The sequence below is a fragment of the Flavobacterium sp. GL_143 genome (assembly GCF_057834355.1).
Map to the genome: position 1 here is coordinate 410666 of NZ_CM174401.1, position 25633 is coordinate 436298.

Sequence of the window (25633 nt, forward strand, 5' to 3'; positions counted from 1 at the left end):
GAAATTAAGGACATTCAAAAATTTTATAATGAACCATATTCTTTCAGACAGAATCAACAACCTTGCGACATCACAAACTCTAGCAATGGCAGCTTTGGCACGCGAACTAAAAGCACAAGGAAAAGACATTATCAGTTTAAGTTTAGGTGAACCTGATTTTAACACGCCAGACTTTATTAAAGAAGCAGTTAAAAAAGCAGTCGACGAAAATTACAGTACATATTCTCCAGTAGAAGGTTATTTAGAATTGAGAGAAGCAATTTGCAGAAAATTCAAAAGAGATAACGGATTAGACTACAAACCAACTCAAATTGTAGTTTCTACAGGAGCAAAACAATCATTATACAACATTGCACAAGTAATGTTAAACGAAGGTGACGAGGTTATTTTACCAGCACCATACTGGGTTTCTTATTTCGAAATCGTAAAACTTTCAGGAGGAGTTCCAGTAGAAGTTCCAACATCTGTAGATACAGATTTCAAGATTACACCAGCACAATTAGAAGCAGCAATTACACCAAAAACAAAAATGATGTGGTTCAGTTCTCCTTGTAACCCTTCAGGTTCAGTTTACAGCAGAGAAGAGTTAACTGCACTTGCAAAAGTGTTAGAAAAACATCCAAATATATACGTAGTTGCCGACGAAATTTATGAGCACATTAATTTCTCAGGAACATTCTGCAGTATTGGTTCAATTCCGGGAATGTTAGAAAAAACAATTACTGTAAACGGAGTTGCAAAAGCATTTGCCATGACAGGATACAGAGTTGGTTATATTGGAGCTCCAGAATTCATCGCAAAAGCGTGTACAAAAATTCAAGGGCAAGTAACATCAGGAGCAAATTCTGTGGCACAACGCGCTACAATTACAGCTGTAGATGCTGACCCAAGTGTATTAAACCACATGGTACAGGCTTTCCACACACGTAGAGATTTAGTGGTTGGATTATTAAAAGAAATTCCAGGAGTAAAAATCAACGTTCCAGAAGGAGCATTTTACGTTTTCCCAGACGTATCTTCTTTCTTCGGAAAAACATTAAAAGGAACACACATCAAAGATGCTAATGATTTATCAATGTATCTTCTTGGCGAAGCAAATGTTGCAACAGTAACAGGAGATGCATTCGGAAACCCAAATTGTATTCGTTTCTCTTACGCAACAAGCGACGATATCCTAAAAGAAGCATTACGCAGAATCAAAGAAGCTTTGGCTGCATAACAACATAAAATAAGTTTATTAAAACGGCTTAAGGTTTAAAGTTTCATCACTTTATACTTTAAGCTGTTTTTTTATGGGGTTTCCTCCGGTCGGGCTATCCGACTATATCTTTTATTTTTTAAAGAAAAAATAAAAGGATATCGCTCCTATCCCTAACCCAAAAACTAATCACTATCAACTTTACTAATAAACAACAGATTGCAAGCACAAATAACATATTGTAAACATAGCCAACGGTTTCAACCGTTGGAGCACAATGTATTATCGCAATCCGCATCACACGGTTGAAACCGTGAGCTATAATTAAAACAGGATAGAATTTAAAAAATGAAAAACATAATGAACTTTGTTTTCTATTAATACTCCTGTCTGCATGCTGATATTAAATACACGAAACCAAGTTCCTTACACCCTTGTATTATTACTCACCAAACAAACATTACTTTTTATATTATTTTATTACTATTTTTAGCACTTAAATAAAAACTTTTATATAATTATCATTTTTTATACGATTCTCATAAAACAAGAAACATGAAGAATATAATCTCTATTATTTTACTAGTGCTAACAATAGGAGTTTTAGCAATACCATGTAATGCCCAAAAAAGCGTAACATCAAATGAGTCGAAACCTTATGTACCCGTATCTAAGGAATTATTTGATACAATTGTAAAAATGGACGGAGTTGTTTTTGATGCTGCTAATAAAGGTGATTTAGAAAAATTAAAAACTTTATTTGCCGAAGATCTTGAATTCTTTCATGATACAGGAGGACTAGACAACTACACAAAAACAATAGAAAACTTTCAGCGAATTTTCACCAATTACGGATACACCAGAAGAATTCTTGTAGAAGGAAGCATCGAAGTTTACCCAATTAAAGATTATGGAGCCATACAAACAGGAGTGCATAAATTCTGCCGACTCGAAAACGGAGAACTTATAAATTGTGGCACTTATAAATTTACTCATATTTGGAAAAACACACCTACAGGCTGGAAAATTTCAAAAGTAATTAGTTACGGACATTAAATTTAAATAAAGCTAACCCGTTGGGTGCAATTCGTAAAAAAATTACTTAACACATAGAAACATAGATTTTATGTGTAAAAAAGAGTACAAAAAGAAATATATTTCTTTCACATAGCTAGCTATGTGCATTTAAAACAAGTGAAACGCCTTTTTTGTGCGTACAAGACCTATGTTTCTATGTGTTAAAATTAATTGCACCCAACGGGTTAAAGCTATAAAAACATTACAAACCAAATAACCAACCAATTATGAATTCTGTATTTCGGAAAATCTTTATCATTATTATTTTTACAATAATTTCATCTAATCTGGCAAAAGCCCAAACAGAAGGAAATTTTATCAAAGTCTCAATAGGCTATGGATCTAGTACTTCAAATTATGAAGAAGAAAATCCCGAAATCATCGATGGTTCTGGTTTTTTTGCCCAAGGAGAATATATAATAGGAGTTACCAAATGGTTTAGCGTAAGACCTTATGCTGGCGTTATTTTTACCTCAACTAGCGAAGATGCCGTTAAAAACCCACAAGGCTACAAAGTAGAAACTAATGCATTTTTACTAGGAGCAAAAGTTCGTCTTTGCGCACCAATTCCTTGGGTTGCACCATTTATAGAAACTGGTATTGGCGCTTCTATCGGTTCATTTGAAACCTACACTAATCAAGTCAATGAAAAAAAAAGCGGTGTAGTTCCACATATTCCAATTAGCTTAGGACTTGCATTGGGCCCAAAAAACAACATAGAAATTGGAGTTACCTTTTACGGAAATCTATCAGGTGAACAAGGTTTCGGTGCATTTACAGCAGGATATACATTTCCTATAGATTAATTTTAAACCAACTTAAATAGTATATCATGAAAATTTCAACTTTATTACTTTCTTTATTTTTTGTGATTCAACTTACATTTGCTCAATCAACTTTAATTCAAGATCCCCCGAAAAAAACTTGGAAAATTTTAGTTAAGAATAATAAAACTGCCGAAGAAAATTTCAAAATGATTGGACAAACATTAATAGAAAATAATTATTCAATTGAGAAAAAAGACAAGGAATTTTTATTCATTCAAACATCTCCAAAGAATTTGCAAAAATTAAACGCTTCATATTTCCTGAATTTTACTTTCAAAGACAGTTTAATAATTTTATCTGGAATGTCAAAAATGAATATATCTATAAATTTTGGAAGCATTACGACCGAAAGCAACTATGAAAAAATAATTAACAAAGGGATGAGAGGGTCAATAATGAAAGAATCTTTCAATGAAATGTTGCAATTTGCCACATTGCTTCCTAAATCTGAATATGATTTTATTACTGATTAAATAAAAAAGCCAAACATCTTCTATTATCTAACTATTTTAAAAAAAGTCACTTCAGTATTAGCAAACTCAGATTATTTATAAGAACTTTGCAAACTTTTTTAGGCGAAAGCCAAAAAGCATAAAGTTTTAGAAATAAATAATTTATCATCAACTCGATGAAGAAAAAAATCGAAATATTAGCTCCTGCTAAAGATTTAATCGGAGGAATGGCAGCTATAAATAGTGGAGCCGATGCAGTTTATATTGGTGCACCACAATTTGGAGCACGTTCTAATGCCAACAATTCACTAGAAGATGTAGCTGCATTAGTAAAATATGCTCACTTATTTAATGCTCAGGTTTTTGTGGTAATGAATACCATTTTGTACGACAACGAACTAGAAACGTGTCGTCAAATGATTTATGAATTATACGATATTGGTGTAGATGCACTAATTATCCAGGATATGGCTATCATGGAGATGGAGTTACCTCCTATTGTACTTCATGCCAGCACACAAGCTAATAATCGTGATGCTGATAAAATTAAATTCCTAAAAGATGCCGGAATAAAACGTGTGGTTTTGGCCCGTGAATTGAATTTGCATCAAATTAAAACAATATACGACGAGGCTGATGTTGAATTAGAGTTTTTCGTAACCGGAGCTTTATGTGTTTCTTTCAGTGGAAACTGTTATATGAGTGTGGCAAACGGAGAACGCAGCGCCAATCGTGGTTCTTGCGCTCAAAACTGTCGTTTACCTTATAACTTAATCGACGGAAACGGAGAAACATTAATCAAAAACAGTCACTTACTGTCGATTAAAGATTTAGATATTTCAGACCAAATCCCTAATTTAATTGAAGCAGGAATCGTTTCTTTTAAAATCGAAGGGCGACTAAAAGATGTTGTTTATGTTAAAAACAACGTATCGTTTTTACGTCAAAAATTAGATAGTTTCTTAGAAGCAGAAGGAAATGATAAATACACGAAAGCTTCTTCTGGAAAATGTACCTATACTTTTGATTCTTCTTTAAACAGAACTTTCAATCGTGGATATACCGACTATTTTGTAAACGATAGAAATCATAGTATTGGATCTTGGGAAAGCCCAAAATCAAAAGGACAATATATTGGTAAATTAATCCGAACTGTTGGAAATGCTTACGAAATCGAAAATGGCGAATTATTAAACAACGGTGACGGACTTTGTTTTATCAATGAAAACAACGAAGCCGATGGAATCTATGTAAACAAAGCTGAAAACGGTAAAATTTATCCAAACGTTTTAAAAGAAGTAAAAGACGGAACTTTTATCTACCGTAATAACGATGCAGCTTTCATCAAAATTGTAGAAAGAGAAGATAGTGCCGTACGTAAACTAAGCACCACTTTACTACTTACAGAAAACGAAACTGGTTTTGAGTTAATAGCAACCGACGAAGACGGAAATGTTAGTATTGTTACTTTAGAACATTCTAAAGAGCAAACTAAAACTGGTGAATCAATCGAAGAAAACATCAAAACACAATTGGCAAAAACAGGATTTACACCTTATACAGCCGATGAAATTAATGTGATGTTTACCCAAAACTGGTTCCTTCCTATTTCTAAAATCAACGAAATGCGAAGAACTGTTTACGATCAGTTAACCGAAATTCGTTTGGCAAATTACAAACGTGAAGAGCACCAATTGGTAAAAACTTCACATCCGTATCCAGAAACCAAATTGGATTTCATGTACAACGTTTCGAACAAAACAGCTCGTAAATTCTACGAACGTCACGGCGTAACCGAAATCGAAAAAGCATTTGAATTACAATGGGATCCAGGAAAATCTCGTGTAATGACTACTAAATATTGCATCAAATACGAATTAAAAAAATGCCCAATACACCAAAAAGACATAATGGGTGTAAAAGTAAAAGAACCATTGGTATTAAAACAAGGTGAACTTGAATACAAACTAAAATTCAACTGTAAACCTTGCGAAATGGAAATTTGGGAGAAAGATGCCGAATTTGAAATCGAAGAAGACCATTTTCATTAAAAACACAAAAGCGATACTTTTTTAAATAAAGTATCGCTTTTTTTATTGCTTATTTTTTCTTGGTAGTTTTTTTAGTTGTCTTTGGTTTTGTAGTTTTCGTAGTTTTTGGCTCAACTTTTGGCTCAATTTTCGGCTCTCGTTTTTTGTTATACAAATTTACAACAACCTCAATATCATAATATTTATATTCTTTATCTTCTATTTTCTTAGCAATTTCAGAATCATCACTAAAGTAATAAACTCCATACTCTCTAAAAAAAGCATTGTATCCTGCAGAAAGAGCATTTGAACTCATAGAAACCAATACCGGATAATCCTCCTTACTCCTTTTCATGTAATGATTAACATCTTTAGAGACAATTTTCATTTTATTCTCTTTTATCTTCTCTTTAGTCTTTTCATCTTCAACCTTAACTTCTTTTATCCCGTATTCCTCACCTCCTAAATATAAAGATACATTTCCATTAATTATTTTACATATCCAGCTTTCATCAATAACCTTAAACTCCGTACCCTTTTTTTTGTACACTTTTGTCTTTGTCCATACAAAAACATAAGACAGTTTTTTATTCTGGTCAAAAATCTGAATTGAATCTATGTCTTTACTTGCATATTTTTCATTTTCATCTCCTACTTTAATTTTTATCTTTTTATCAGCAACCCCAGGAAATTTAACTACTCCACTAATTTTTTGTTTGTCTTTTTTAAAAACAATTGCATCAGCTTTTTGCTCTCCCATTCCCAAGTTAAATGTAATCCCACCAGACTGAGAATGTACTAATGCCGACATTAATAAAGCACTTACTATTAAGTAAAATTTTACTTTCATTATTTTAAATTATAATTATTATTTGTAAGCCGGCAAATATATAAATATAGTATCGCTTTAAAGGAAGTTCCTTATTAGTCAAACAAGAAGTTATAACCATAATTATTAACAAATAATTACTCCATAAAAGGCTTTAAACTTGGGCGTGACCACAAGGGTCGGGCTATTCGCTACAAGTCCTCGCACTTCCTTCGTCAGGCTGTGGGCTATCCGCTTCTATCCCTCACGCAAACCGTAAAACAAGAACTTTTACATTTATAATTACACTTTATGTTCCCACAATCTTGTCATTTCTGAAATGACAAACTGTATACTTTCTTTATCTAAAAATTAAATTTCCAATTAAATAAAAATCTGCCGAATCTGCAAAATCTGCATGAAACCTTTCTGAACGTTGCGGTTAAATCAATACATCCAAAAAAATAGATTATAGATTCAGATTACGTAGACGCACTGCGGTGCGTCTCTACACAAATTGATTGTCAATAATTAAAACACATACAAAACACATCTAGCTACACGTTCCAATTGTAGAGACGCACCGCAGTGCGTCTACACACAGTATTACAACACAAACATCAATTAAATCTGCCGAATCTGCAAAATCTGCGTGAAACCTTTGCGAACCTTATTTTAACTTCCCGTCAAAAACTTTATGCTCTCCGCCTACAACTTTGCGAACTTTGCGGTTAAATCAACACAATCCAAAAATATAGATTATAGATTCAGATTACGTAGACGCACTGCGGTGCGTCTCTACAGCGATCGATTGTCAATAATTAAAACTATTTATCTTCACGTTCCAACTGTAGAGACGCACCGCAGTGCGTCTACACACAGTATTACAACACAAACATCAATTAAATCTGCCGAATCTGCAAAATCTGCGTGAAACCTTTGCGGACCTTATTTTAACTAAAACAAAACTTTGCGCCCTTCGCCTACACCTTTGCGAACTTTGCGGTTAAATCAACGCAATCCAAAAATATAGATTATAGATATAGATTGCGTAGACGCACTGCGGTGCGTCTCTACACTCATTGATTGTCAATAATTAAAACCATCTATCTTCACGTTCCAACTGTAGAGACGCACCGCAGTGCGTCTACACACAGTATTACAATACAACCAACAATTAAATCTATCGAATCTGCAAAATCTGCGTGAGAATAAATTCCATTTTTTTATCTTTACTCTCAAAACTAAATCCAAATGGCATTAAACAATAGCATAACAAAACATTCGATTATTGCTGGAGTTTGTGTGTGTGCTATATTTCCGTTACTAATATTTTCAGAAAGCTATTTTGTTGACCTTTGTATCAAAATATCCGATTTTGGTGCTTTTTGGAATCCTATCTTTTGGGGAGTATTATTTCCGTTATTCCTCGTTTTTCTATTCTGGAGTTCTGGTAAAAAAATAAGCCATTCATTAAATCAAATAACATACTTTCAAGCTTGCTCACAATTCTCATTTGCTGTAAGCTTAAAAATCATAATAGCACTTTTTACACTTTATATAATTGGACAGTTTGTTAATGGAATTTCGGTTGTATTACATTCCCAGATCTATGATCAAGTTGTTCTTTCGATACTAATGATATTATTTTTATCTTTTTTATTAATGATAATGACTTTTATTAGTAGTTTGATAATTGTAAAACTAAGTCAAGACCCTCAAACATTAAATAAAACACAATGAAAATACTACTTCTAGGTTCAGGCGAATTAGGCAAAGAATTTACCATCGCTGCACAACGCATCGGACAAACCATAATTGCTGTAGATAGTTACGAAAATGCTCCGGCAATGCAAGTTGCACATGGCTTTGAAGTAATCAATATGCTCGATGGCGAAGCCCTTGACAAAATCGTAGCCAAACACAAACCCGATTTTATAGTTCCCGAAATAGAAGCCATTCGTACCGAACGATTTTACGATTACGAGAAACAAGGCATTACAGTAGTTCCATCTGCGAAAGCGGCAAACTACACCATGAATCGCAAAGCCATTCGTGATTTAGCAGCCAAAGAACTAGGACTTAAAACTGCCAAATATCAATATGCGACCTCAGCCGAAGAACTACAAAAAGCGGTTCAGGAAGTAGGAATGCCATGTGTTGTAAAACCTTTAATGTCTTCTTCAGGAAAAGGGCAATCGACTATAAAAACCCAAGATGACATCCTAAAAGCCTGGGATTATGCTGTAGCAGGTTCACGCGGAGATGTTATCGAAGTAATTGTAGAAGCATTTGTAAACTTCGATTCAGAGATTACACTTTTAACAATTACTCAAAATAACAACCCAACCCTATTTTGTGCACCAATAGGTCACCGCCAAGAACGTGGCGATTATCAGGAAAGTTGGCAACCCGCCCGAGTATCCGATAAGGATTTATACGAAGCCCAAGATATGGCCGAGAAAATAACCGAAGCTTTGGGAGGCGCAGGTCTTTTTGGAGTAGAATTTTTCTTAACCAACGAAGGAGTTTATTTCTCTGAACTTTCTCCTCGCCCACACGATACCGGAATGGTAACTTTAGCAGGAACACAAAACTTCAACGAATTTGAATTGCATTTACGTGCTATTTTAAGTTTGCCAATTTTCGAAATAACCTTAGAAAAAGCTGGAGCAAGCGCAGTAATTCTAGCCTCTGGAGAATCAAACAATCCAACTTATATCGGAATCGAAAAAGTTGCTGCATTACCTAAAACCGACTTCCGTATCTTTGGGAAACCAACTTCAAGACCTTACCGTCGTATGGGAGTTGTTTTATCAAACGACATTCTGGAAACACCGATTGAAGAAGTGGTCGAAAGAGCAAAAAAAACCGCACAATTAATAACTGTAATTTTATAAAAGATGAAAAAATTAGTATTCTTAGCATTTCTATTCTTAAGTATCACAATCAATGCACAAGACAAAAAAACCACCGAAAAACCTCAAATTGTAGAAACAGCTTGTGGAGAATGTCAATTTGGGATGAAAGGAAATAGCTGTGATTTAGCTGTTCGCATAGACGGAAAATCTTATTTCGTAGATGGAACTACTATAGACGAACATGGCGATGCACATGCAAAAGATGGTTTTTGTAATACAATCCGTAAAGCAGCAGTAACTGGAAAAATAGAAAACAACCGTTATAAAGTAACTACGTTTACATTGGTAAAAGAAAAATAATGGAATTAATTCTAGAAAACATTGCCAAACATGTTTCACTAACCCCCGAAGAACAAGCTCATTTTTTATCCAAAACTGAAACCCGTTTCTACAAAGCCAAAACGATTTTATTAAACGCAGGAAATGTTTGCAAAGAATCTTATTTTATAAACTCAGGAATCATTCGAAGTTTTAATATCAATGACAATATTGTAGAACATGTATTGAGTTTTTCTTGTCAAGGATGGTGGATAAGCGATATGTATAGCCTTATTACTCAAAAACCAGGACAACTATTTATTGAAGTTGTAGAAGATGCCGAAGTTGTCGTTCTTAGCAAAGAAAACCAAGAACAACTGTATTTTGATATTCCAAAATTAGAACGTTTTTTCAGGATTTTAACTGAGAATTCATTGGTTGCCAATCAGCAACGCTTAATGGATAATCTAAGTTTATCTGCCGAAGAACGTTTTGAAAAATTCTGCGCCAAATATCCAACACTAATCCAGAAAGTACCTCAAAAACAAATTGCTTCTTTCATCGGAGTTACACCCGAATTTTTTAGCAAAATGAAAGCAAGACTTTTAAAGAAATAGTTTTTATTTTACCATTAAGACATTAAGTTTTATTAAGGCCAAAGCTTAATTTTTCTTAATATCTTAATGGTTAAAATTTTAAAATCCTCTTAATATTGAACTAGTTTTATTGAGTTAAAACTGCTCAACTTCAGTAGAATGTTTCATTGCAGTAGTTGTTGATTTACCTATCGTTACTGTATTTTGTACAGCATCAAAGTAAGAAGTCCCTACGAAAGCCTGATGTTTTACAGCTCTAAATCCGCTACTTTGTAAAGCAAATTCTTTTTCCTGTAATTCAGAATATCCTGCCATTCCTCTTTCTTTATATGCTTTAGACAATTCGAACATACTTGTATTTAAAGCATGGAATCCTGCCAACGTAATAAATTGGAATTTATATCCCATTGCAGCCAAGTCTTCTCTAAAAGTTTCCATCTCGGCAACAGATAATTTAGCAGCCCAATTAAATGATGGAGAACAGTTATAAGCTAGCATTTTATCAGGAAATTGTTCACGCATAGCATCAGCAAACTTTTTAGCATATACCAAATCCGGATTACTGGTTTCCATCCAGATTAAATCGGCATAAGGCGCATAGCTTAAACCTCTCGCAATTCCCTGATCAATTCCGCTATTTACATAAAAGAAACCTTCATTAGTTTTTTCGCCAGTAATAAACGGAGCATCTCTAGGATCTACATCACTCGTTAATAAATTAGCTGCATCAGCATCTGTTCTTGCAACAATAAGAGTTGGTGTTCCCATAACATCTGCTGCTAATCTTGCTGCTACCAGTTTATTAATCGCTTCCTGAGTTGGCACTAAAACTTTCCCTCCAAGATGTCCACACTTTTTTGCAGAACTCAATTGATCTTCAAAATGAACTCCAGAAGCTCCAGACTCAATCATAGATTTCATTAGTTCGAATGCATTTAAGTTTCCTCCAAAACCAGCTTCGGCATCAGCAACAATAGGCACTAAATAATCTTTTTTATCCTGAACTCCATTAACAACCTGAATTTGATCAGCTCTTAATAAAGCATTGTTTATTTTCTTAACCACCATAGGCACACTATTTACAGGATAAAGAGATTGATCAGGATACATTTCGCCAGCCAAATTAGCATCTGCAGCGACTTGCCATCCACTCAAATAAATAGCTTCTAAACCTGCATCAACTTCTTGTATCGCCTGATTACCGGTTAAAGCACCTAATCCTGCTACAAAATCTTGACTTTTAAGTTTTCTCCATAATTTTTGAGCGCCCATTTTGGCAATAGAATGTTCTATTTCGTAAGACCCTTGTAAAGTAACCACCTCAGTTGCTGTGTAAGGTCTCTCTACTCCTGCCCATCTCGGGTTTGTTAACCAATCGTTGATCAATTCCTGAATTCTGTCTTCTGTTGTTTTCATAGTATAGTTATTTGGGTTGTTAGTAAGCAAAAAAGTTTGCAGTTGCAGTTTGCAGTTTTCTACAGAGTCTCAAAAAAAAAAATTTTATTGCTACTCTGATTTTTTTTTAAATCCATAGATTTTAAATTAAAAATCTGCGTTATCTGCTAAATCTGCGTGAAAAAATATTTTTAATTCTCAATTTTTAATTCATTATAGATATTTGTAACATGGGATAGTAAGAAAGTTTTCGAAGTCGAGCGTTACAACCAACCTTTCCAGTACTTTTTCAGCCAAAGGAAACCAGCGTTTTTCATAGTTTTCTTCGCCCAATTCCTTTTTAATTTTACTGAATTCATCTAAAGCTAATTTGTGATAATAGGCCAGATTCAACTGCTTTCCATTATCCAAAACCACTTTGTTATATAACCATTGCCACAATTGCGATCTCGAAATCTCTGCTGTTGCCGCATCTTCCATTAAATTATGTATAGCCGCTGCACCTTGTCCGTTAAGCCAGGAAGCCAGATACAAAACTACTACATTAATATTTTTTCGAACTCCTTCTTCAGTTATAGTACCATTTGGCACTTCAAGCAAATCTTGCTCGGTAATTGTAAGATGCGGTCTTGCTATATGAATCTGATTTGGTGTTGGCATTCCTGCATCAAATATCTCTTTTGCTAATGAAACCAAATCTGGATGTGCTACCCATGTTCCGTCGTGACCGTTACGAACCTCACGCTCTTTATCGGCTTTTACTTTCGCGAAAGCGATAGCATTAGCCTCATCATTATTCTTAATCGGAATTTGAGCTGCCATTCCTCCAATTGCGTGGATACCTCTTTTATGACATCTCTGAATTACCAGATTAGAATACGCTTTCATAAAAGGCGAAGTCATATTTACCTGATCTCTGTCTGGAACCAAAAACGAAGGATGTTTATGGAATTTCTTTATGTATGAAAAGATATAATCCCAACGCCCACAGTTTAACCCAACGATATGCTCTTTTAATTCGAATATAATTTCGTCCAGCTGAAAACTTGCTGTTATCGTTTCTATAAGAACCGTAACTTTAATCGTTCCCTGAGGAATTCTTAAATAGTTCTGAGTAAATTCAATCACGTTATTCCACCAACGCGCTTCTAGATAATGTTCTAATTTTGGAATATAAAAATAAGGAGCTGTTCCGTTTTCAAGTAATTTTTTATGATTATGAAAAACATACAAACCAAAATCTACCAATGATCCCGAAACTTCCTGACCTTCTACCAGAACATGTTTCTCATTAAGATGTATTCCTCTAGGTCGAACAATTAAAGTCGCGATATTTTCATTTAACTGATAGGTTTTGTTTTTAACCTCATCAGTCAAACTGATAGTTTTATTTACAGCATCGATTAAGTTTACTTGTCCGCTCATTAAATTTCCCCATGTTGGAGAAGTACTATCTTCAAAATCGGCCATGAATGTCTTCGCACCAGAATTAAGGGCATTGATAATCATTTTTCTATCAACTGGCCCTGTAATCTCTACTCTCCTATCCAATAAATCTTTAGGAATGGATCCTGCTGTCCAATTATCTTCTCTGACTAATTTAGTTTCAACTGGAAAAGTTGGCATGACGCCTTGATCAAATAAAATTTGTTTCTGCTCTCTCTGAAACAGTAATAGTTTACGTTGAGAATCAAATTTTCGATGCAATTCTGTTATAAAAGCTACTGCTTCATCTGTCCAGATAGCAGTATAAGAATTGTTTTTTTCGGCTAAAAACTCCATTGCCGTCTCTGTAATTTCCAATTGGTTTTTCATAGCTAATACATTTTATACGACAATGTTATAAAAAAGTTTAACACAAAACAAGCGAACGTTCGCTAAATATTAAAAATATTTTTTTGGCGATTATTTTTATAATGCGTATTTTTGAGTTATGGACATTGAAAAAGACTATATCAAGCTTATTTTCGGACTTAAATTAAAACAGGTTCGTACGCAAAAAAACCTTTCGTTATTTGGCTTGGCCAAACTCACGAACCTTTCTAAATCCTATTTGAACGAAATAGAAAAAGGAAAGAAATATCCGAAGACTGATAAGATTTTACTCTTGTGCGAAAATCTTGACATAAGTTATGATCAAATGGTTTCTTTGAAACTAGATAACAACTTAGCACCGATAGGCGAAATTTTAAAATCTGGTATTTTAAAAGAAATTCCGTTAGAGCTTTTTGGAATCCATGAAAATGATTTAATTGATATTATTGCTAATGCTCCTGCAAAAGTCAATGCCTTTATTAGCACCATAATAGAAATTGCACAACACTATAATTTAAGTCGGGAAAGTTTTTTCTTGGCATCCTTGCGTTCCTACCAAGAAGCACACACAAATTACTTTGAAGATTTAGAAAATAAAGTAGTTGCTTTCTCAAAATCATTCCAGATTAATCTTGAGAATCAAATTTCAACTTTGGAATTAAGTGCCATTCTAAAAGAAGAATACGGTTATACAATTAAAGAACTCTTCTTTAAAGATCAGGAAGCTTTGGGCGATTTACGATCTATTTATGTTCCTAAAAGCAAAACTTTATTACTTTCTAAAGAAATAGATGATCCGCAAAGAGCTTTTATATTAGCCAAAGAAATAGCTTATAACTACTTAGAAATAACCGACAGATTACTGACCTTCAGCTGGATAAAGTTTGACAATTTTGATCAGGTCTTGCATAATTTTTACGCTTCCTATTTTGCTGGAGCATTATTATTACCTAGAAAATTATTAATAGATGACATTAATCTTTTCTTAACCAAAGAGCATCCAAGACCTGAAGAGTTTGTTGCTTTAATCGAGAAATTCAATGTTTCGCCTGAATCATTTTACCAGAGATTAACCAATCTTTTACCAAAGGATTTTCATTTAAAGAATTTATTTTTCCTTAGAATGTCCCATCATATAGGCTCGGGAACGTATCAAATAAAAAAAGAACTTCATATTACCAATCAGCAAGAACCTCATGCCAATGAAATGAATGAGCATTATTGCCGCCGATGGGTTTCTATTAAAACCATTGACGAAGCGATTAAACAAAACAAAGTACATTTCTTTGACGCTCAAATTTCGAGTTATGAGAATAGCGGAAACGAATATTTGGTTTTTTCATCGGCTACCAAAGATCCTTTTGTAGAAAACTGTATCCGAAGTATTTCGGTTGGAATTTTGATTACTCCAGCCATGAAAAAGAAATTCAAGTTTATAGAAGCTAAACCAATCGTAAAACAAATAGTTGGTGTTACTTGCGAAACTTGCGCTGTAAAAAACTGCTTAGAAAGAGCCTCACCTCCAACACAACTTGAAAACAAAAAACGCCACGAAAACACCGATTTAGTTGTACAACAGTATATAGCGAAATATAGTTAAATTAGATTTCTAGATTTCTTAGACACTAGACATTAGACTTCTTAGACATTAGACTCCTTAGATTTTCACACAATCTTGTCATCCCGACGAAGGAGAGATCTCCGCGAGAAACTCGACAAAGATTAGCAATATTGCAAGCATAGAATGGATAAAAAACCGTCCAACGTAAGTAGCTCGGCAAGGATTGGGAATATTACTTTGTGGCCCTTCAACTTCGCTCAGAATGACAATGTTGCGGTTAGCTTGTATCTGTTTTATACGATAAAATAAGTCTTTGTTTCTTTATCACTCAGAACCTTTGCTTCTTTGTCCCTTTGAACCTCTGAACCTCAAAAAAAACCTTTGAACCTCAAAAAAATTCATTTCTTAATCTAGGTTAAGTGCTCTCCCTTTCCTTTGGTTGTAAATTTGCCCTATCAAATAACAACAAACACAAACAATCATGGAAAATATAGTAATACACAAAGCCGAAACTCGTGGAAATGCAAACCACGGTTGGTTAAATGCATATCACAGTTTTAGTTTCGCAACCTATTACGATTCAGAGCGCATACAATTTGGAGCACTTCGAGTTTTAAACGATGATACTATTGCAGCAGGAATGGGTTTTGGCACGCATCCTCACGATAATATGGAGATTATTACCATTCCGCTAGAAGGAGATTTGGCTCATAAAGACAGCATGGGAAATACCGAAATCATTAAACATGGAGATATCCAGGTAATGAGTGCCGGAACAGGGATCCAACATAGTGAGTTTAATCCAAACGCAGATAAACAAACTAAATTATTACAGATTTGGTTGTTCCCAAACAAACGCAATGTAACTCCACGTTACCAACAAATTTCTTTAAAAACAGAAGACAGACATAATAAATTACAGCAAGTATTATCTCCGAATCCTGATGATGCTGGAGTTTGGATTCATCAAGACGCTTGGTTTCATATGGGGAATTTTGACACTGGAACCACAACAGAATATTCGGTTAAAAAAGAAGGAAACGGTTTATATGCTTTCATTTTAAAAGGAAACGTAACCATCAACGGGCAAGAATTAAATACTCGTGATGCTATAGGAATCAAAGATTTTAAAACAGCAACTATTACAGCAAATACCGATGCGGAATTTTTATTAATGGAAATTCCGATGCAAGTAAATTATTAATTCAACATTATATAAAACTATTATTTAATAAATAAAAACAAAAAATTATGGCAACTACAAAATGGGCAATTGACCCAACACACTCAGAAATTGGTTTTAAAGTAAAACACATGATGTTTACTAATGTTTCAGGTAAATTTAATGACTATGAAGCTACTATTGCAAGCAACGAGAATAACTTTGAGAACGCAGCGATTACTTTTTCTGCAGACATCAAATCTATTGATACTGGAAACACAGATAGAGACAATCATTTAAGAAGTGCTGATTTCTTTGATATAGAAAACAGTCCAAAAATGACTTTTAAATCTACCGCTTTTACAAAAATAGACGATGGTAATTACGAACTTACTGGTAATTTAGACATCAGAGGTGTTGAAAAACAAGTTAAACTTCCGGTAGAATTTAGCGGAATCATGACTGACCCATGGGGAAACACAAAAGTTGGTTTGAATATTACAGGAAAAATCAATCGTAAAGATTGGGGATTAAACTGGAACTCAGCATTAGAAGCAGGTGGAGTTTTAGTAAGCGATGATGTTCGTTTGAACATTGAATTGCAATTTGCAAAACAATAATTACCCCTACATAAATTTTAGTATTTAATTTGGTTAAAACCCTATGCTTTGAAAGAAGTATAGGGTTTTGTTTTTTTTCTTTTCTAAACAACACCGAATGTTTGCGGGGCTTCTCCCGTCCCGAAGTTTCGGGATCGGGACGCTCAGCCTGACAACCGTTTTCATCTCACATCCCTCATCTTGCTTCTAACATCTTACTTCTCACCTCTCTCAAAAAAAGCTACTTCTTCAAATTCCTAAACTCAGTTGGCGATAAGTTGGTATATTTTTTAAAGACTCTGGAGAAATACGAATAATCATCATACCCAACTTCTTCGGCAATTTCATTTACCGCTAGTTGTTTATCAATTAGCATTCTTTTTATCTCCAAAACAACTCGGTCTGTAATTACTTCTGTTGCAGTTTTTTTTAAAATATCATTACATATTCTATTAAGATGCTTTAAGGTAATATGTAATTGTTCGGCGTAAAATGAAGGCGATTTATTAGTCTTAAAATGAAGTTCCAAAAGCTCTTCAAACTTCTTTATTTTTATGTTATAAGGATGTACTTCATGAACATCAGAATCATCATATTTCCTTGCAATTTCTATATGAATTGAATCTAAAAGATTAAGCATTTTATCCAACTGGTATTTATTCTTCTGCTTACTTTCTCGCATTAACAACTCAAAATAAGGTGTAATTCCTTTTATAGAATCGGCATCAAAATAAACTTGAGGTTTATTATTTATCGAACTGTAAAAAGCATAATCATTGATTTTTTTTTGACCAAAATACAGGTTGTACATTTCCTGAGAGAAGATTACAACATATCCTTCAATATCTTGTGCTAAACCCCAAAAATGGATTTGTCCTGGCTGAAGCAAAAACAAACTTCCTTTTTTTATATCAAATCTATCAAAATCAATCTCATGAATTCCAGAACCATCCGTAAACAAAACCATTAAATAGGAATCATGACGATGTGGCTTCTCGACAAAACTGTGCGTTTTTAAATGTTCGGTAAACGAATTAACATAAAAATCACTCCTCGTATCATTACAACTAAAATTGGTAACGCTATAAATTGGGTACTTTTTCATGGCTACAAATGTCTTTATTGTGCTATAATAAGCGAAGATATAAAAACAGAATTGAAAACCAGCGCGGTATCTTTGTATATAATAAAAAATGAATCAATTATGTCATATATGATCACCCATGTTTTAAGAAATGAATGTCCTAATTGTCACAAAGGAAAAGTTCTAGATGAGAAAAATATATTTTTCACATTCAAATTTCCAAAAATGCACAAAACTTGTAGTGAATGTGGTTTTAAATTCGAGAAAGAACCTGGTTTCTTTTTTGGCGCCATGTATATGAGCTATGGACTAACTGTAGCACAAGGTATTGCTACTTATTGCATTGCTCAATTTTTCTTTGAAAAAAATTTCGATTTAAGAATCATTCCAATTATTGCCGTAGTGATTATTGCTTTTTCTTTCTTTAATATCCGACTTTCGAGATTGTTGTGGATTTATATGTTTAAGAATTATTCAAGCTAAAAAAAATAGTATTTTTGTCTTTCAATTGAAACTAATTTTTCAATCTTAGAATCACTAAATTTTTAAATTAAAAGAAATGAAAGCATACGTATTTCCAGGTCAAGGCGCACAATTTACAGGAATGGGCAAAGACTTATATGAAAATTCGGCTTTAGCCAAAGAATTATTTGAAAGAGCTAATGAAATATTAGGTTTCAGAATCACAGATATCATGTTCGAAGGTACTGCCGAAGAACTAAAAGAAACCAAAGTAACTCAGCCTGCTGTATTCTTGCATTCGGTTATTTTAGCCAAAACTTTGGGAGAAGATTTTAAACCAGAAATGGTAGCAGGTCACTCTTTAGGAGAATTTTCTGCTCTAGTTGCAAACGGTACTTTGTCTTTTGAAGACGGATTAAAATTAGTTTCTCAACGTGCTTTGGCAATGCAAAAAGCTTGCGAAATTACTCCATCTACAATGGCTGCAGTTTTAGGATTAGCAGATAATGTAGTGGAAGAAGTTTGTGCTTCGATAGACGGAATCGTAGTTGCTGCAAACTATAACTGTCCTGGACAATTAGTAATCTCTGGAGAAACTACTGCTGTTGAAAAAGCTTGTGAAGCAATGAAAGCTGCTGGTGCAAAACGTGCTTTAATATTACCTGTTGGTGGAGCTTTTCACTCACCAATGATGGAGCCTGCAAGAGAAGAATTAGCTGCTGCGATAGAAGCAACAACTTTCTCTACTCCTATTTGCCCAGTATATCAAAACGTAACTGCAAGTGCAGTTTCTGATGCAAACGAAATAAAAAAGAATTTAATCATTCAGCTTACAGCTCCAGTAAAATGGACACAATCTGTACAACAAATGATTGCTGATGGTGCTACTTTATTTACAGAAGTAGGCCCTGGAAAAGTTTTAGCTGGATTAATTGGAAAAATTGATAAAGAAGCTGTTACGGCGAATGCATAATTTTAAGTCGCAGTTACAGTTTTAAGTAGTCAGTCTAAAAATTGTCAATACAAATAGAATCCTCACAAGCATATGTTTGTGGGGATTTTTTTATTATCCACACCATCAATACAACAGTATTTATGTAATTTTGAAAATCCACACAAATCACAAAACCACAATGACATCTGAAAAATTTACTTTCATAAAAACCGATAAAAAGATAATTAAACTATACTTTGATACTATCGCTGTCATTACTGGTTTAGGGAATTATGTACAAATAATAACTGTAGATAACACAAAATACACCTATTACAAATCTCTAAAAGAATTAATAGATGTATTACCCAAAGAATTTATGAGAGTTCATAATTCATCAATAGTCAATTTAACTAATATCGACAGCATAGAAGATAATCAGATTATTGCCAAGGGAAACAAAATCACCATTGGCAAAACCTACAAAGAATGTCTAAATACTGCTCTCGATAAATTTATGCTATAACCATCTACATAAAAAAACAAGCAGTATGTGTAGTATTTACACACTACTGTATAAAATAGTTTCATGTGCTTTATACTTTGTTTTCATTTGCCTGAAAATTAAACAATTCAGTAATGATTAAAGCAATTTTAAAAATCACATTTACTATTATTATGACTACACAAATTTCGAATGCACAAAAATATCCTCTAAAGGAAGATGTAGCTACTATTAATGGAATTATGAAAGCTACTTATGAGGCAGTTTCTGGAGAAGCTGGCGAAAAAAGACAATGGGAACGCGACCTTTCGCTTCATGACGCAAATGCTATCTATTCTTTTCCATTAGAAAACGCCGCAGGAAAACTACAACATACTACTATGATTCTTAAAGAGTTCCACAAAGAAACGGATGATATGGTTGCGAAAACAGCTTTCTATGAAAATGAAATAAACAGAGAAGTTCGTGTGTTTGGAAATATTGCGCACGTTTGGAGCACTTACGAAACTCGATTAGTAAAAAACGGTCCTGTTGCCCGAAGAGGCATTAACAGCATACAACTTTATTATGACGAAGGAAGATGGTGGATTATATCTTGGATTTTTGATAAAGAAAAAGAAAACCAAAAAATTCCGCAAACTTTCGATCCGAAATAACAACTCTACATTATCCTAACAGGTTTTAAAAACCTGTTAGGATATTAGAATATACATTATATCATACCTACAAGACTTAAAAAACACCTTGCAGAATTAGAGTTCATATCAAAAAGCAAATTATCTCGCCTGAGCGGCTGTATCTGTAAAATCAGAAAACACACCATCCAATCCTAATTTATAGAAAGCCTGATATTCTAAAGTTGGGTTATTCTTATAATTACTCAACAATCGTTTTCCTTCATTTCTAAACGTATAAGCATGTACCAGTAATCCTTTTTTATGCGCATCTGAAATTAAAGTTGTAGGCGACAAAGCTTCTTTATCTGCATCATCTACTTTTCCGTCGGCATTTATATCATCAGCCTTTCCATCTTTATTTACATCTGTTCCTTTATAAGGAATAATAAAAGGTTTCCAAGGACCAATTCCTGTTGCGTAGGTTTTAACAAAATCCAAACCTTCCTGAGTTCTAAAAAATCCGTAATCTCTAGTGTCTCCTTTTAAATGCCAATCATACGGTTTTCCATCAGAAATAATCTCTCCTTCGGGAACTGTAAAAATCAAATCACCATTTAAAGCCACATCATAGCAACTTAACAACTGGATAATTTTAACTGTTGATTTACTTCTGATATATTGCAAATTAGAAACTTCAAACGACTGAATATAAACTGGAGATGAAGCACTGTTCCAACCTTCGGCAGTTAACATCTCTAATAATTTATCTGTGATTTTTAAACCTAATGCTTCATGAAAAGAAGGGTGTTTTGTTTCAGGATAAATCCCTATAACACGTCCTGATTGTGCTGTTTTTTGTTTCGCTAAAGCAATAACCTCTGCAAATGTTGGAATCGAATATTTGTTATTATACGCTTGAGAACGCTCCGCAAAAGCTTGTTTCGCCTTTAATTGTTTTATTTCCGCCAAAGTAAAATCAGAAACAAACCAATCGGTAATCATTGCACCATCAATATTTTTGGTAGTTTTTTTAGAAGCAAAAGCTGGAATTTCTGACACATTTGTAGTTCCAGATAACATTGGTTCATGACGCACTACTAGTTGTCCATCTTTCGTCATTACTAAATCGGGCTCTATAAAATCGGCTCCCATTTCTATAGCTTTTGTATATCCTTCGATTGTATGCTCTGGCAAATAACCCGATGCACCACGATGAGCTACTACAATAGGATTTGCCCCTGTTAAAGTTGGATATTTTCCATTTTCGGGCGTTTGATTATCATCATTCATATCACAAGCCAATAACAAAATTACAGCACTTAAGAAAATTGTACTTTTTAAAATTTGAAATGAGTTCATAGTTTATATTTTTAGCAAATAAATGCCATTTTCACTCAACAAACGTTAGCACTGAGTTAAGTATCAGTTATATAATTTTACAATAAAAATAAATTCACAAAACATTTGCTTCTTCGCAATGATTATTTAAAATTCCCGTAATCAAGAAGTTTTCATTCTGCTTTTCGAAGAAAATAAACCATGTAGTTCTTTTATTTACTTTATAAAAAATGTAATTTGAACCTAAATATTGTATTCTTTTAGGAGTTATTCTATGCTGACTTGATTTAATATTTCCAGAAACAAAATCATAAATATTCAAAACATACTCTTCAGCTGTTTCTATAAAACCAAAATAGTCATTTTTATATAAAACACGAACCAAATCATCTAAATAACTAATTACATGTGATGTGTAAGCAAGCTTTATTTTCCCCACCACTCACGTATTCGTTTAATAGATTCTGCTTTTGCTTCTTCGGTCGTATACCCTTTTTTCATCTCTTCATCAAAATCAAAAGTAGTCTTGTCGATTCCCTTAAATTTAGCTTTAGAAATCTCATATTCAACCGAAGGCTCTTCGACTTTGTTTATTTTGGAGTTTTCTTTTTTAGCATTCATGATAAATTTTTTAACAGTCAAATTTACAACATTTTACACCAAACAAAAAATCCCAAACTATCATAAATAATAATTTGGGATTTCTATTTAATTAGAAATAAGATTTTTATACAATCTTTTTTTCTTTCTTTTTATAATTAATAATAAAAACGCCTGATATAATAAGTGCCGTAGCAATAATAAAATCGACAGTGATTACTTCGTCCAACAACAACCAACCTAAAAAAACTGCAATTATAGTATTAAAGTAAGACAAAATAGAAACCTGAATAGCCGTTACTCGTTTTAAAGCATAATGATAGGAGAAAAAAGCAAGTATAGACCCAAAAACAGACAAATACAAAGCTGCCAAAATACTTCTCGTACTCCATAAACTCACATCTGGATTTGGAGAAAAAATAAATGCCAAAACCAACTGAACCAAAGTAGCGATAGTAAACTGATAAAATAAATTCAGCGTAATATTATTCGATTTATGAGCGTGAGTCTTTGTATAAATTGTACCTGCCGCCCAACCTAAAATTGCTAAACTCATAAATATAAGTCCATGTTGATAATTAGAATCTAAAAATGAACCAAGTCCATCTTTAAAAATAAAAACAACTCCTGTAAAACCAATTATTACTCCTATAACACCTTTTAAGCTTGGTTTTTGCAATCCGAACAAAACACTTCCTATAAAAATAAGTACTGGTGATAAAGCACTCATTATAGATGCTAACCCACTCGGTAAAGTTTGTTCCGCAACTGTAGTAAAACCATTTGCAATAACAATCATTAATAAAGCTGGAATTAATTGGTGTTTAAAGTTCTCCCAACCAATCCATTTTAATTCTTTTTTAAACAATAAAATAGTCATCGCTATTAATCCTGCTAACCCCTGACGAATAGAAGTTACAAACCATGGCGGAATTGTTTCTACCGCAACCCTGATTCCTAAAAAAGTTGTTCCCCACACAATCCCTACTGTTGCCATGCAGAGATATAATTTATAATCTGGCTTTTGTTGCATCGCTAATACTATGTCTTTTAAATAAAAAAGTCCCAAATTATAATGCTATAATTTGGGACTTTTAAAATACTATCTATTTTAAATTAAGAAACTTTATTTCTTATCTTTTCTTCCCATTTCCAAGCGCTCTTCATCGCTTCATCAAGCGTTGATTGAGCTTTCCATCCCAGCACATCATTAGCTTTTGCTGTATTTGCATAGGCCTCAGTAATATCACCTTCTCTTCGCGCTACAATTTTGTATGGTAATTTTTTATCGCTTACCTTTTCAAAGCTTGTAATCACCTCAAGAACAGAACTTCCTTTTCCTGTACCCAGATTAAATATTTCTACTTTATCCAGATTCTTTTTAGTCAATAATCTTTGCAGAGCCACAACATGCGCTTTTGCTAAATCAACGACATGAATATAATCACGAACACAAGTACCATCAGTTGTAGGATAATCATCTCCATAAACTGATAACTCCTGACGCAATCCGATTCCGGTTTGTGTAATAAAAGGAACTAAATTTTGAGGAACTCCAATCGGTAACTCTCCAATTTCTGTTGATGGATGTGCTCCAATCGGATTAAAATAACGCAATAAAATAGCATTGATATTAGTTGCTTTTGCAGTATCTCTAATAATTTCTTCACCAATTTTCTTGGTATTTCCATAAGGAGATATTGGTTGTTGCACAGGAGCATCTTCTGTAATTGGCATTTTTTCGGCTTGACCGTAAACCGTACAAGAAGAACTAAATATAAAACTAGCTTCAGGTTTTTGCTGTAACTCTTGTAAAAGATATACCAAACTACTAATATTGTTTTCGTAGTACAAAAGTGGATTTTCAACACTTTCTCCAACAGCTTTTGATGCCGCAAAATGAATTACCCCAGTAACATCATTATATTTCTTAAAGAAGTTTTGCACTGCAGCCTTTTCTCTTAAATCTAATTTTTCGAATAAAGGCGTTTTACCTGTAATGGCTACAATACCTTTTAAAACATCTTCTGAAGAATTAGAAAGATTATCAATTATTACAACTTCAAAGCCTTCATTTTGCAATTCGACTACGGTATGCGAACCGATAAATCCTAATCCCCCTGTTACTAATACTTTCATTTCTTGGTTATTTTTTGGCTATTTATTTAGTCTGGTTTATTTTAAAAACTCAATTACACTATCGGTAATGAATTTAATTTGCTCATCGTCAAGCTCAGTATGCATTGGCAACGACAATACTTCTTGTACCAATTGATTAGTTACTGGGAAATATTCTTCTTTATAACGAACATCAACATAGGCTTTTTGTGAATGCAACGGAATTGGATAATAAATTGCACAAGGAATTCCTTTATCCTGTAAATGTTGCAACAATCCGTTTCTGTCTGCATTTATAATTCGCAAAGTATATTGATGAAAAACGTGGTCGTTTTCGTTAGCATTAAATGAAGGCGTAATAATGTTAGCGTGACCTGCTAATGCAGCATTATACTTAGTTGCTGCTTCACGACGTGCTTTATTATATTCATCTAATAATGGAAGTTTTACATTTAAAACTCCTGCCTGAATACTATCTAAACGTGAATTTACACCCACAACATCATGATGGTAACGCTCATACATTCCGTGATTTACAATTCCACGAATAATGTGTGCCAAGGCATCATCATTTGTAAAAATTGCTCCACCATCTCCATAACAACCTAAATTTTTAGATGGAAAGAAAGAAGTTGCAGCTACATGCCCCATAACTCCTACTTTAGTTTTAGCACCAGATTTAGAAACATAATCAGCTCCTATTGCTTGTGCATTATCTTCGATTACATACAAATTATGTTCCTTGGCAAGATCCATAATTGCATCCATATTAGCAGCACGTCCGAACAAATGTACCGGAACGATTGCTTTAGTTTTTGGAGTAATTGCTTTTTTAATTGCATCGATAGAAATGTTCATACTATCCATCTCAACATCTACTAAAACTGGAGTTAATTGCAACAAAGCAATCACCTCTACAGTAGCAGCAAAAGTAAAATCGGCAGTAATAACTTCATCTCCTGGTTTTAAATCCAACCCCATCATTGCGATTTGCAATGCATCTGTACCGTTTGCACAAGGAATAACATGTTTTACTCCTAAATAGGCTTCAAGATTTTTTTGGAATTCATGAACTAATGGCCCATTAATATATGTATTTGTATCTAAAACGTCTTGAATTGAAGCATTTACAGCTACTTTTATTTTATCATATTGACTTTTTAAGTCAACCATTTGAATTTTTTTCATTTCGATATTCTAATTTAAAGTTTGCGTTCCCGAATAAAGAAAGCCACATTTCTATTGACCTTCAAAATAATACTTCCGAAAACGAGCA

26 protein-coding genes are annotated in these 25633 nt (G+C 33.6%); 16 read left to right on the top strand and 10 right to left on the bottom strand.

What is annotated here, in order from left to right; all coding sequences use genetic code 11:
• Positions 1–28: 28 nt before the first annotated feature.
• The 5 genes from AC3IPI_RS01655 (at position 29) to AC3IPI_RS01675 (ending at position 5605) form a co-directional block, all read left to right on the top strand.
• Complete coding sequence (locus AC3IPI_RS01655; protein WP_039116426.1) at positions 29–1219, top strand: pyridoxal phosphate-dependent aminotransferase; 1191 nt, start codon at positions 29–31, stop codon at positions 1217–1219.
• Positions 1220–1753: 534 nt separating this feature from the next.
• Positions 1754–2254 carry a nuclear transport factor 2 family protein gene (locus AC3IPI_RS01660; RefSeq protein WP_489156722.1) on the top strand — a complete coding sequence of 167 codons (501 nt, stop codon included), beginning with the start codon at positions 1754–1756 and terminating at the stop codon, positions 2252–2254.
• 248 nt (positions 2255–2502) lie between these two features.
• Positions 2503–3081: a hypothetical protein gene (locus AC3IPI_RS01665; RefSeq protein ID WP_039116432.1), complete on the top strand. Its 579-nt coding sequence runs from the start codon at positions 2503–2505 to the stop codon at positions 3079–3081.
• Positions 3082–3107: 26 nt separating this feature from the next.
• On the top strand, positions 3108–3575 hold the full coding sequence (locus tag AC3IPI_RS01670) for a hypothetical protein (RefSeq protein ID WP_489156725.1): 468 nt from the start codon (positions 3108–3110) through the stop codon (positions 3573–3575).
• A gap of 155 nt (positions 3576–3730) precedes the next feature.
• A complete protein-coding gene (locus AC3IPI_RS01675) occupies positions 3731–5605 on the top strand; it encodes a peptidase U32 family protein (RefSeq protein ID WP_039116428.1) in 1875 nt (624 codons plus the stop codon).
• Between the two features lie 49 nt (positions 5606–5654).
• Here the strand turns inward: AC3IPI_RS01675 and AC3IPI_RS01680 are convergent, their stop codons facing one another.
• Positions 5655–6434, bottom strand: coding sequence for a hypothetical protein (locus AC3IPI_RS01680; RefSeq protein WP_489156727.1), 780 nt, complete (start codon positions 6432–6434; stop codon positions 5655–5657).
• Positions 6435–7646: 1212 nt separating this feature from the next.
• On the opposite strand from AC3IPI_RS01680, the gene AC3IPI_RS01685 reads away from it, so the two are divergent.
• The 4 genes from AC3IPI_RS01685 to AC3IPI_RS01700 are packed head-to-tail and all read left to right on the top strand — an operon-like array spanning position 7647 to position 10188.
• The gene (locus tag AC3IPI_RS01685) at positions 7647–8135 is read left to right on the top strand and encodes a hypothetical protein (RefSeq protein ID WP_489156729.1); all 489 of its coding nucleotides are present in this window, start codon (positions 7647–7649) and stop codon (positions 8133–8135) included.
• Positions 8132–9292: a formate-dependent phosphoribosylglycinamide formyltransferase gene (gene purT / locus AC3IPI_RS01690; RefSeq protein ID WP_489156731.1), complete on the top strand. Its 1161-nt coding sequence runs from the start codon at positions 8132–8134 to the stop codon at positions 9290–9292. The genes AC3IPI_RS01685 and purT overlap by 4 nt, the downstream gene beginning before the upstream one ends.
• Before the next feature lie 3 nt (positions 9293–9295).
• Positions 9296–9613, top strand: coding sequence for a DUF6370 family protein (locus AC3IPI_RS01695; protein WP_489156733.1), 318 nt, complete (start codon positions 9296–9298; stop codon positions 9611–9613).
• Positions 9613–10188 carry a Crp/Fnr family transcriptional regulator gene (locus tag AC3IPI_RS01700; protein WP_039114761.1) on the top strand — a complete coding sequence of 192 codons (576 nt, stop codon included), beginning with the start codon at positions 9613–9615 and terminating at the stop codon, positions 10186–10188. Before AC3IPI_RS01695 ends, AC3IPI_RS01700 begins: the two co-directional genes overlap by 1 nt.
• 114 nt (positions 10189–10302) lie before the next feature.
• On the opposite strand, the gene aceA is transcribed toward AC3IPI_RS01700, so the two are convergent.
• The gene (gene aceA, locus AC3IPI_RS01705) at positions 10303–11583 is read right to left on the bottom strand and encodes an isocitrate lyase (protein WP_039114763.1); all 1281 of its coding nucleotides are present in this window, start codon (positions 11581–11583) and stop codon (positions 10303–10305) included.
• Positions 11584–11775: 192 nt separating this feature from the next.
• On the bottom strand, positions 11776–13377 hold the full coding sequence (gene aceB, locus AC3IPI_RS01710; RefSeq protein ID WP_489156736.1) for a malate synthase A: 1602 nt from the start codon (positions 13375–13377) through the stop codon (positions 11776–11778).
• A gap of 118 nt (positions 13378–13495) precedes the next feature.
• On the opposite strand from aceB, the gene AC3IPI_RS01715 reads away from it, so the two are divergent.
• From AC3IPI_RS01715 to AC3IPI_RS01725, 3 genes are all read left to right on the top strand, one after another.
• Complete coding sequence (locus AC3IPI_RS01715; protein ID WP_489156738.1) at positions 13496–14977, top strand: helix-turn-helix domain-containing protein; 1482 nt, start codon at positions 13496–13498, stop codon at positions 14975–14977.
• A gap of 442 nt (positions 14978–15419) precedes the next feature.
• Positions 15420–16142: a pirin family protein gene (locus AC3IPI_RS01720; protein ID WP_489156740.1), complete on the top strand. Its 723-nt coding sequence runs from the start codon at positions 15420–15422 to the stop codon at positions 16140–16142.
• A gap of 47 nt (positions 16143–16189) precedes the next feature.
• Positions 16190–16720 carry a YceI family protein gene (locus AC3IPI_RS01725; RefSeq protein ID WP_039118501.1) on the top strand — a complete coding sequence of 177 codons (531 nt, stop codon included), beginning with the start codon at positions 16190–16192 and terminating at the stop codon, positions 16718–16720.
• A gap of 220 nt (positions 16721–16940) precedes the next feature.
• Here the strand turns inward: AC3IPI_RS01725 and AC3IPI_RS01730 are convergent, their stop codons facing one another.
• Positions 16941–17804, bottom strand: coding sequence for an AraC family transcriptional regulator (locus tag AC3IPI_RS01730; protein ID WP_489156742.1), 864 nt, complete (start codon positions 17802–17804; stop codon positions 16941–16943).
• Positions 17805–18008: 204 nt separating this feature from the next.
• On the opposite strand from AC3IPI_RS01730, the gene AC3IPI_RS01735 reads away from it, so the two are divergent.
• The 4 genes from AC3IPI_RS01735 to AC3IPI_RS01750 all read left to right on the top strand — a co-directional run bounded on the left by AC3IPI_RS01735 (position 18009) and on the right by AC3IPI_RS01750 (position 20340).
• Positions 18009–18266: a DUF983 domain-containing protein gene (locus AC3IPI_RS01735; RefSeq protein WP_489156744.1), complete on the top strand. Its 258-nt coding sequence runs from the start codon at positions 18009–18011 to the stop codon at positions 18264–18266.
• A gap of 76 nt (positions 18267–18342) precedes the next feature.
• The gene (gene fabD / locus AC3IPI_RS01740) at positions 18343–19218 is read left to right on the top strand and encodes an ACP S-malonyltransferase (protein ID WP_039114774.1); all 876 of its coding nucleotides are present in this window, start codon (positions 18343–18345) and stop codon (positions 19216–19218) included.
• Between the two features lie 160 nt (positions 19219–19378).
• Positions 19379–19705 (top strand): LytR/AlgR family response regulator transcription factor, encoded by a 327-nt coding sequence (locus AC3IPI_RS01745; protein ID WP_039118502.1) that lies wholly within the window; start codon positions 19379–19381, stop codon positions 19703–19705.
• A gap of 113 nt (positions 19706–19818) precedes the next feature.
• Positions 19819–20340: a hypothetical protein gene (locus AC3IPI_RS01750; protein ID WP_489156747.1), complete on the top strand. Its 522-nt coding sequence runs from the start codon at positions 19819–19821 to the stop codon at positions 20338–20340.
• 120 nt (positions 20341–20460) lie between these two features.
• Here AC3IPI_RS01750 and AC3IPI_RS01755 read toward each other — a convergent pair whose 3' ends face one another.
• The 6 genes from AC3IPI_RS01755 to AC3IPI_RS01780 form a co-directional block, all read right to left on the bottom strand.
• Positions 20461–21660, bottom strand: a complete 1200-nt coding sequence (locus AC3IPI_RS01755) for a glycerophosphodiester phosphodiesterase (RefSeq protein ID WP_489156749.1) — start codon at positions 21658–21660, stop codon at positions 20461–20463.
• A gap of 94 nt (positions 21661–21754) precedes the next feature.
• Positions 21755–22081 carry a hypothetical protein gene (locus AC3IPI_RS01760; protein WP_323488697.1) on the bottom strand — a complete coding sequence of 109 codons (327 nt, stop codon included), beginning with the start codon at positions 22079–22081 and terminating at the stop codon, positions 21755–21757.
• A complete protein-coding gene (locus AC3IPI_RS01765) occupies positions 22066–22260 on the bottom strand; it encodes a hypothetical protein (RefSeq protein ID WP_323488696.1) in 195 nt (64 codons plus the stop codon). Before AC3IPI_RS01765 ends, AC3IPI_RS01760 begins: the two co-directional genes overlap by 16 nt.
• Before the next feature lie 106 nt (positions 22261–22366).
• Complete coding sequence (locus AC3IPI_RS01770; RefSeq protein ID WP_039114780.1) at positions 22367–23272, bottom strand: DMT family transporter; 906 nt, start codon at positions 23270–23272, stop codon at positions 22367–22369.
• Positions 23273–23355: 83 nt separating this feature from the next.
• Positions 23356–24378, bottom strand: coding sequence for a UDP-glucose 4-epimerase GalE (gene galE / locus AC3IPI_RS01775; protein ID WP_489156752.1), 1023 nt, complete (start codon positions 24376–24378; stop codon positions 23356–23358).
• 36 nt (positions 24379–24414) lie between these two features.
• Complete coding sequence (locus AC3IPI_RS01780; RefSeq protein WP_039118508.1) at positions 24415–25545, bottom strand: DegT/DnrJ/EryC1/StrS family aminotransferase; 1131 nt, start codon at positions 25543–25545, stop codon at positions 24415–24417.
• Positions 25546–25633 lie beyond the last annotated feature (88 nt).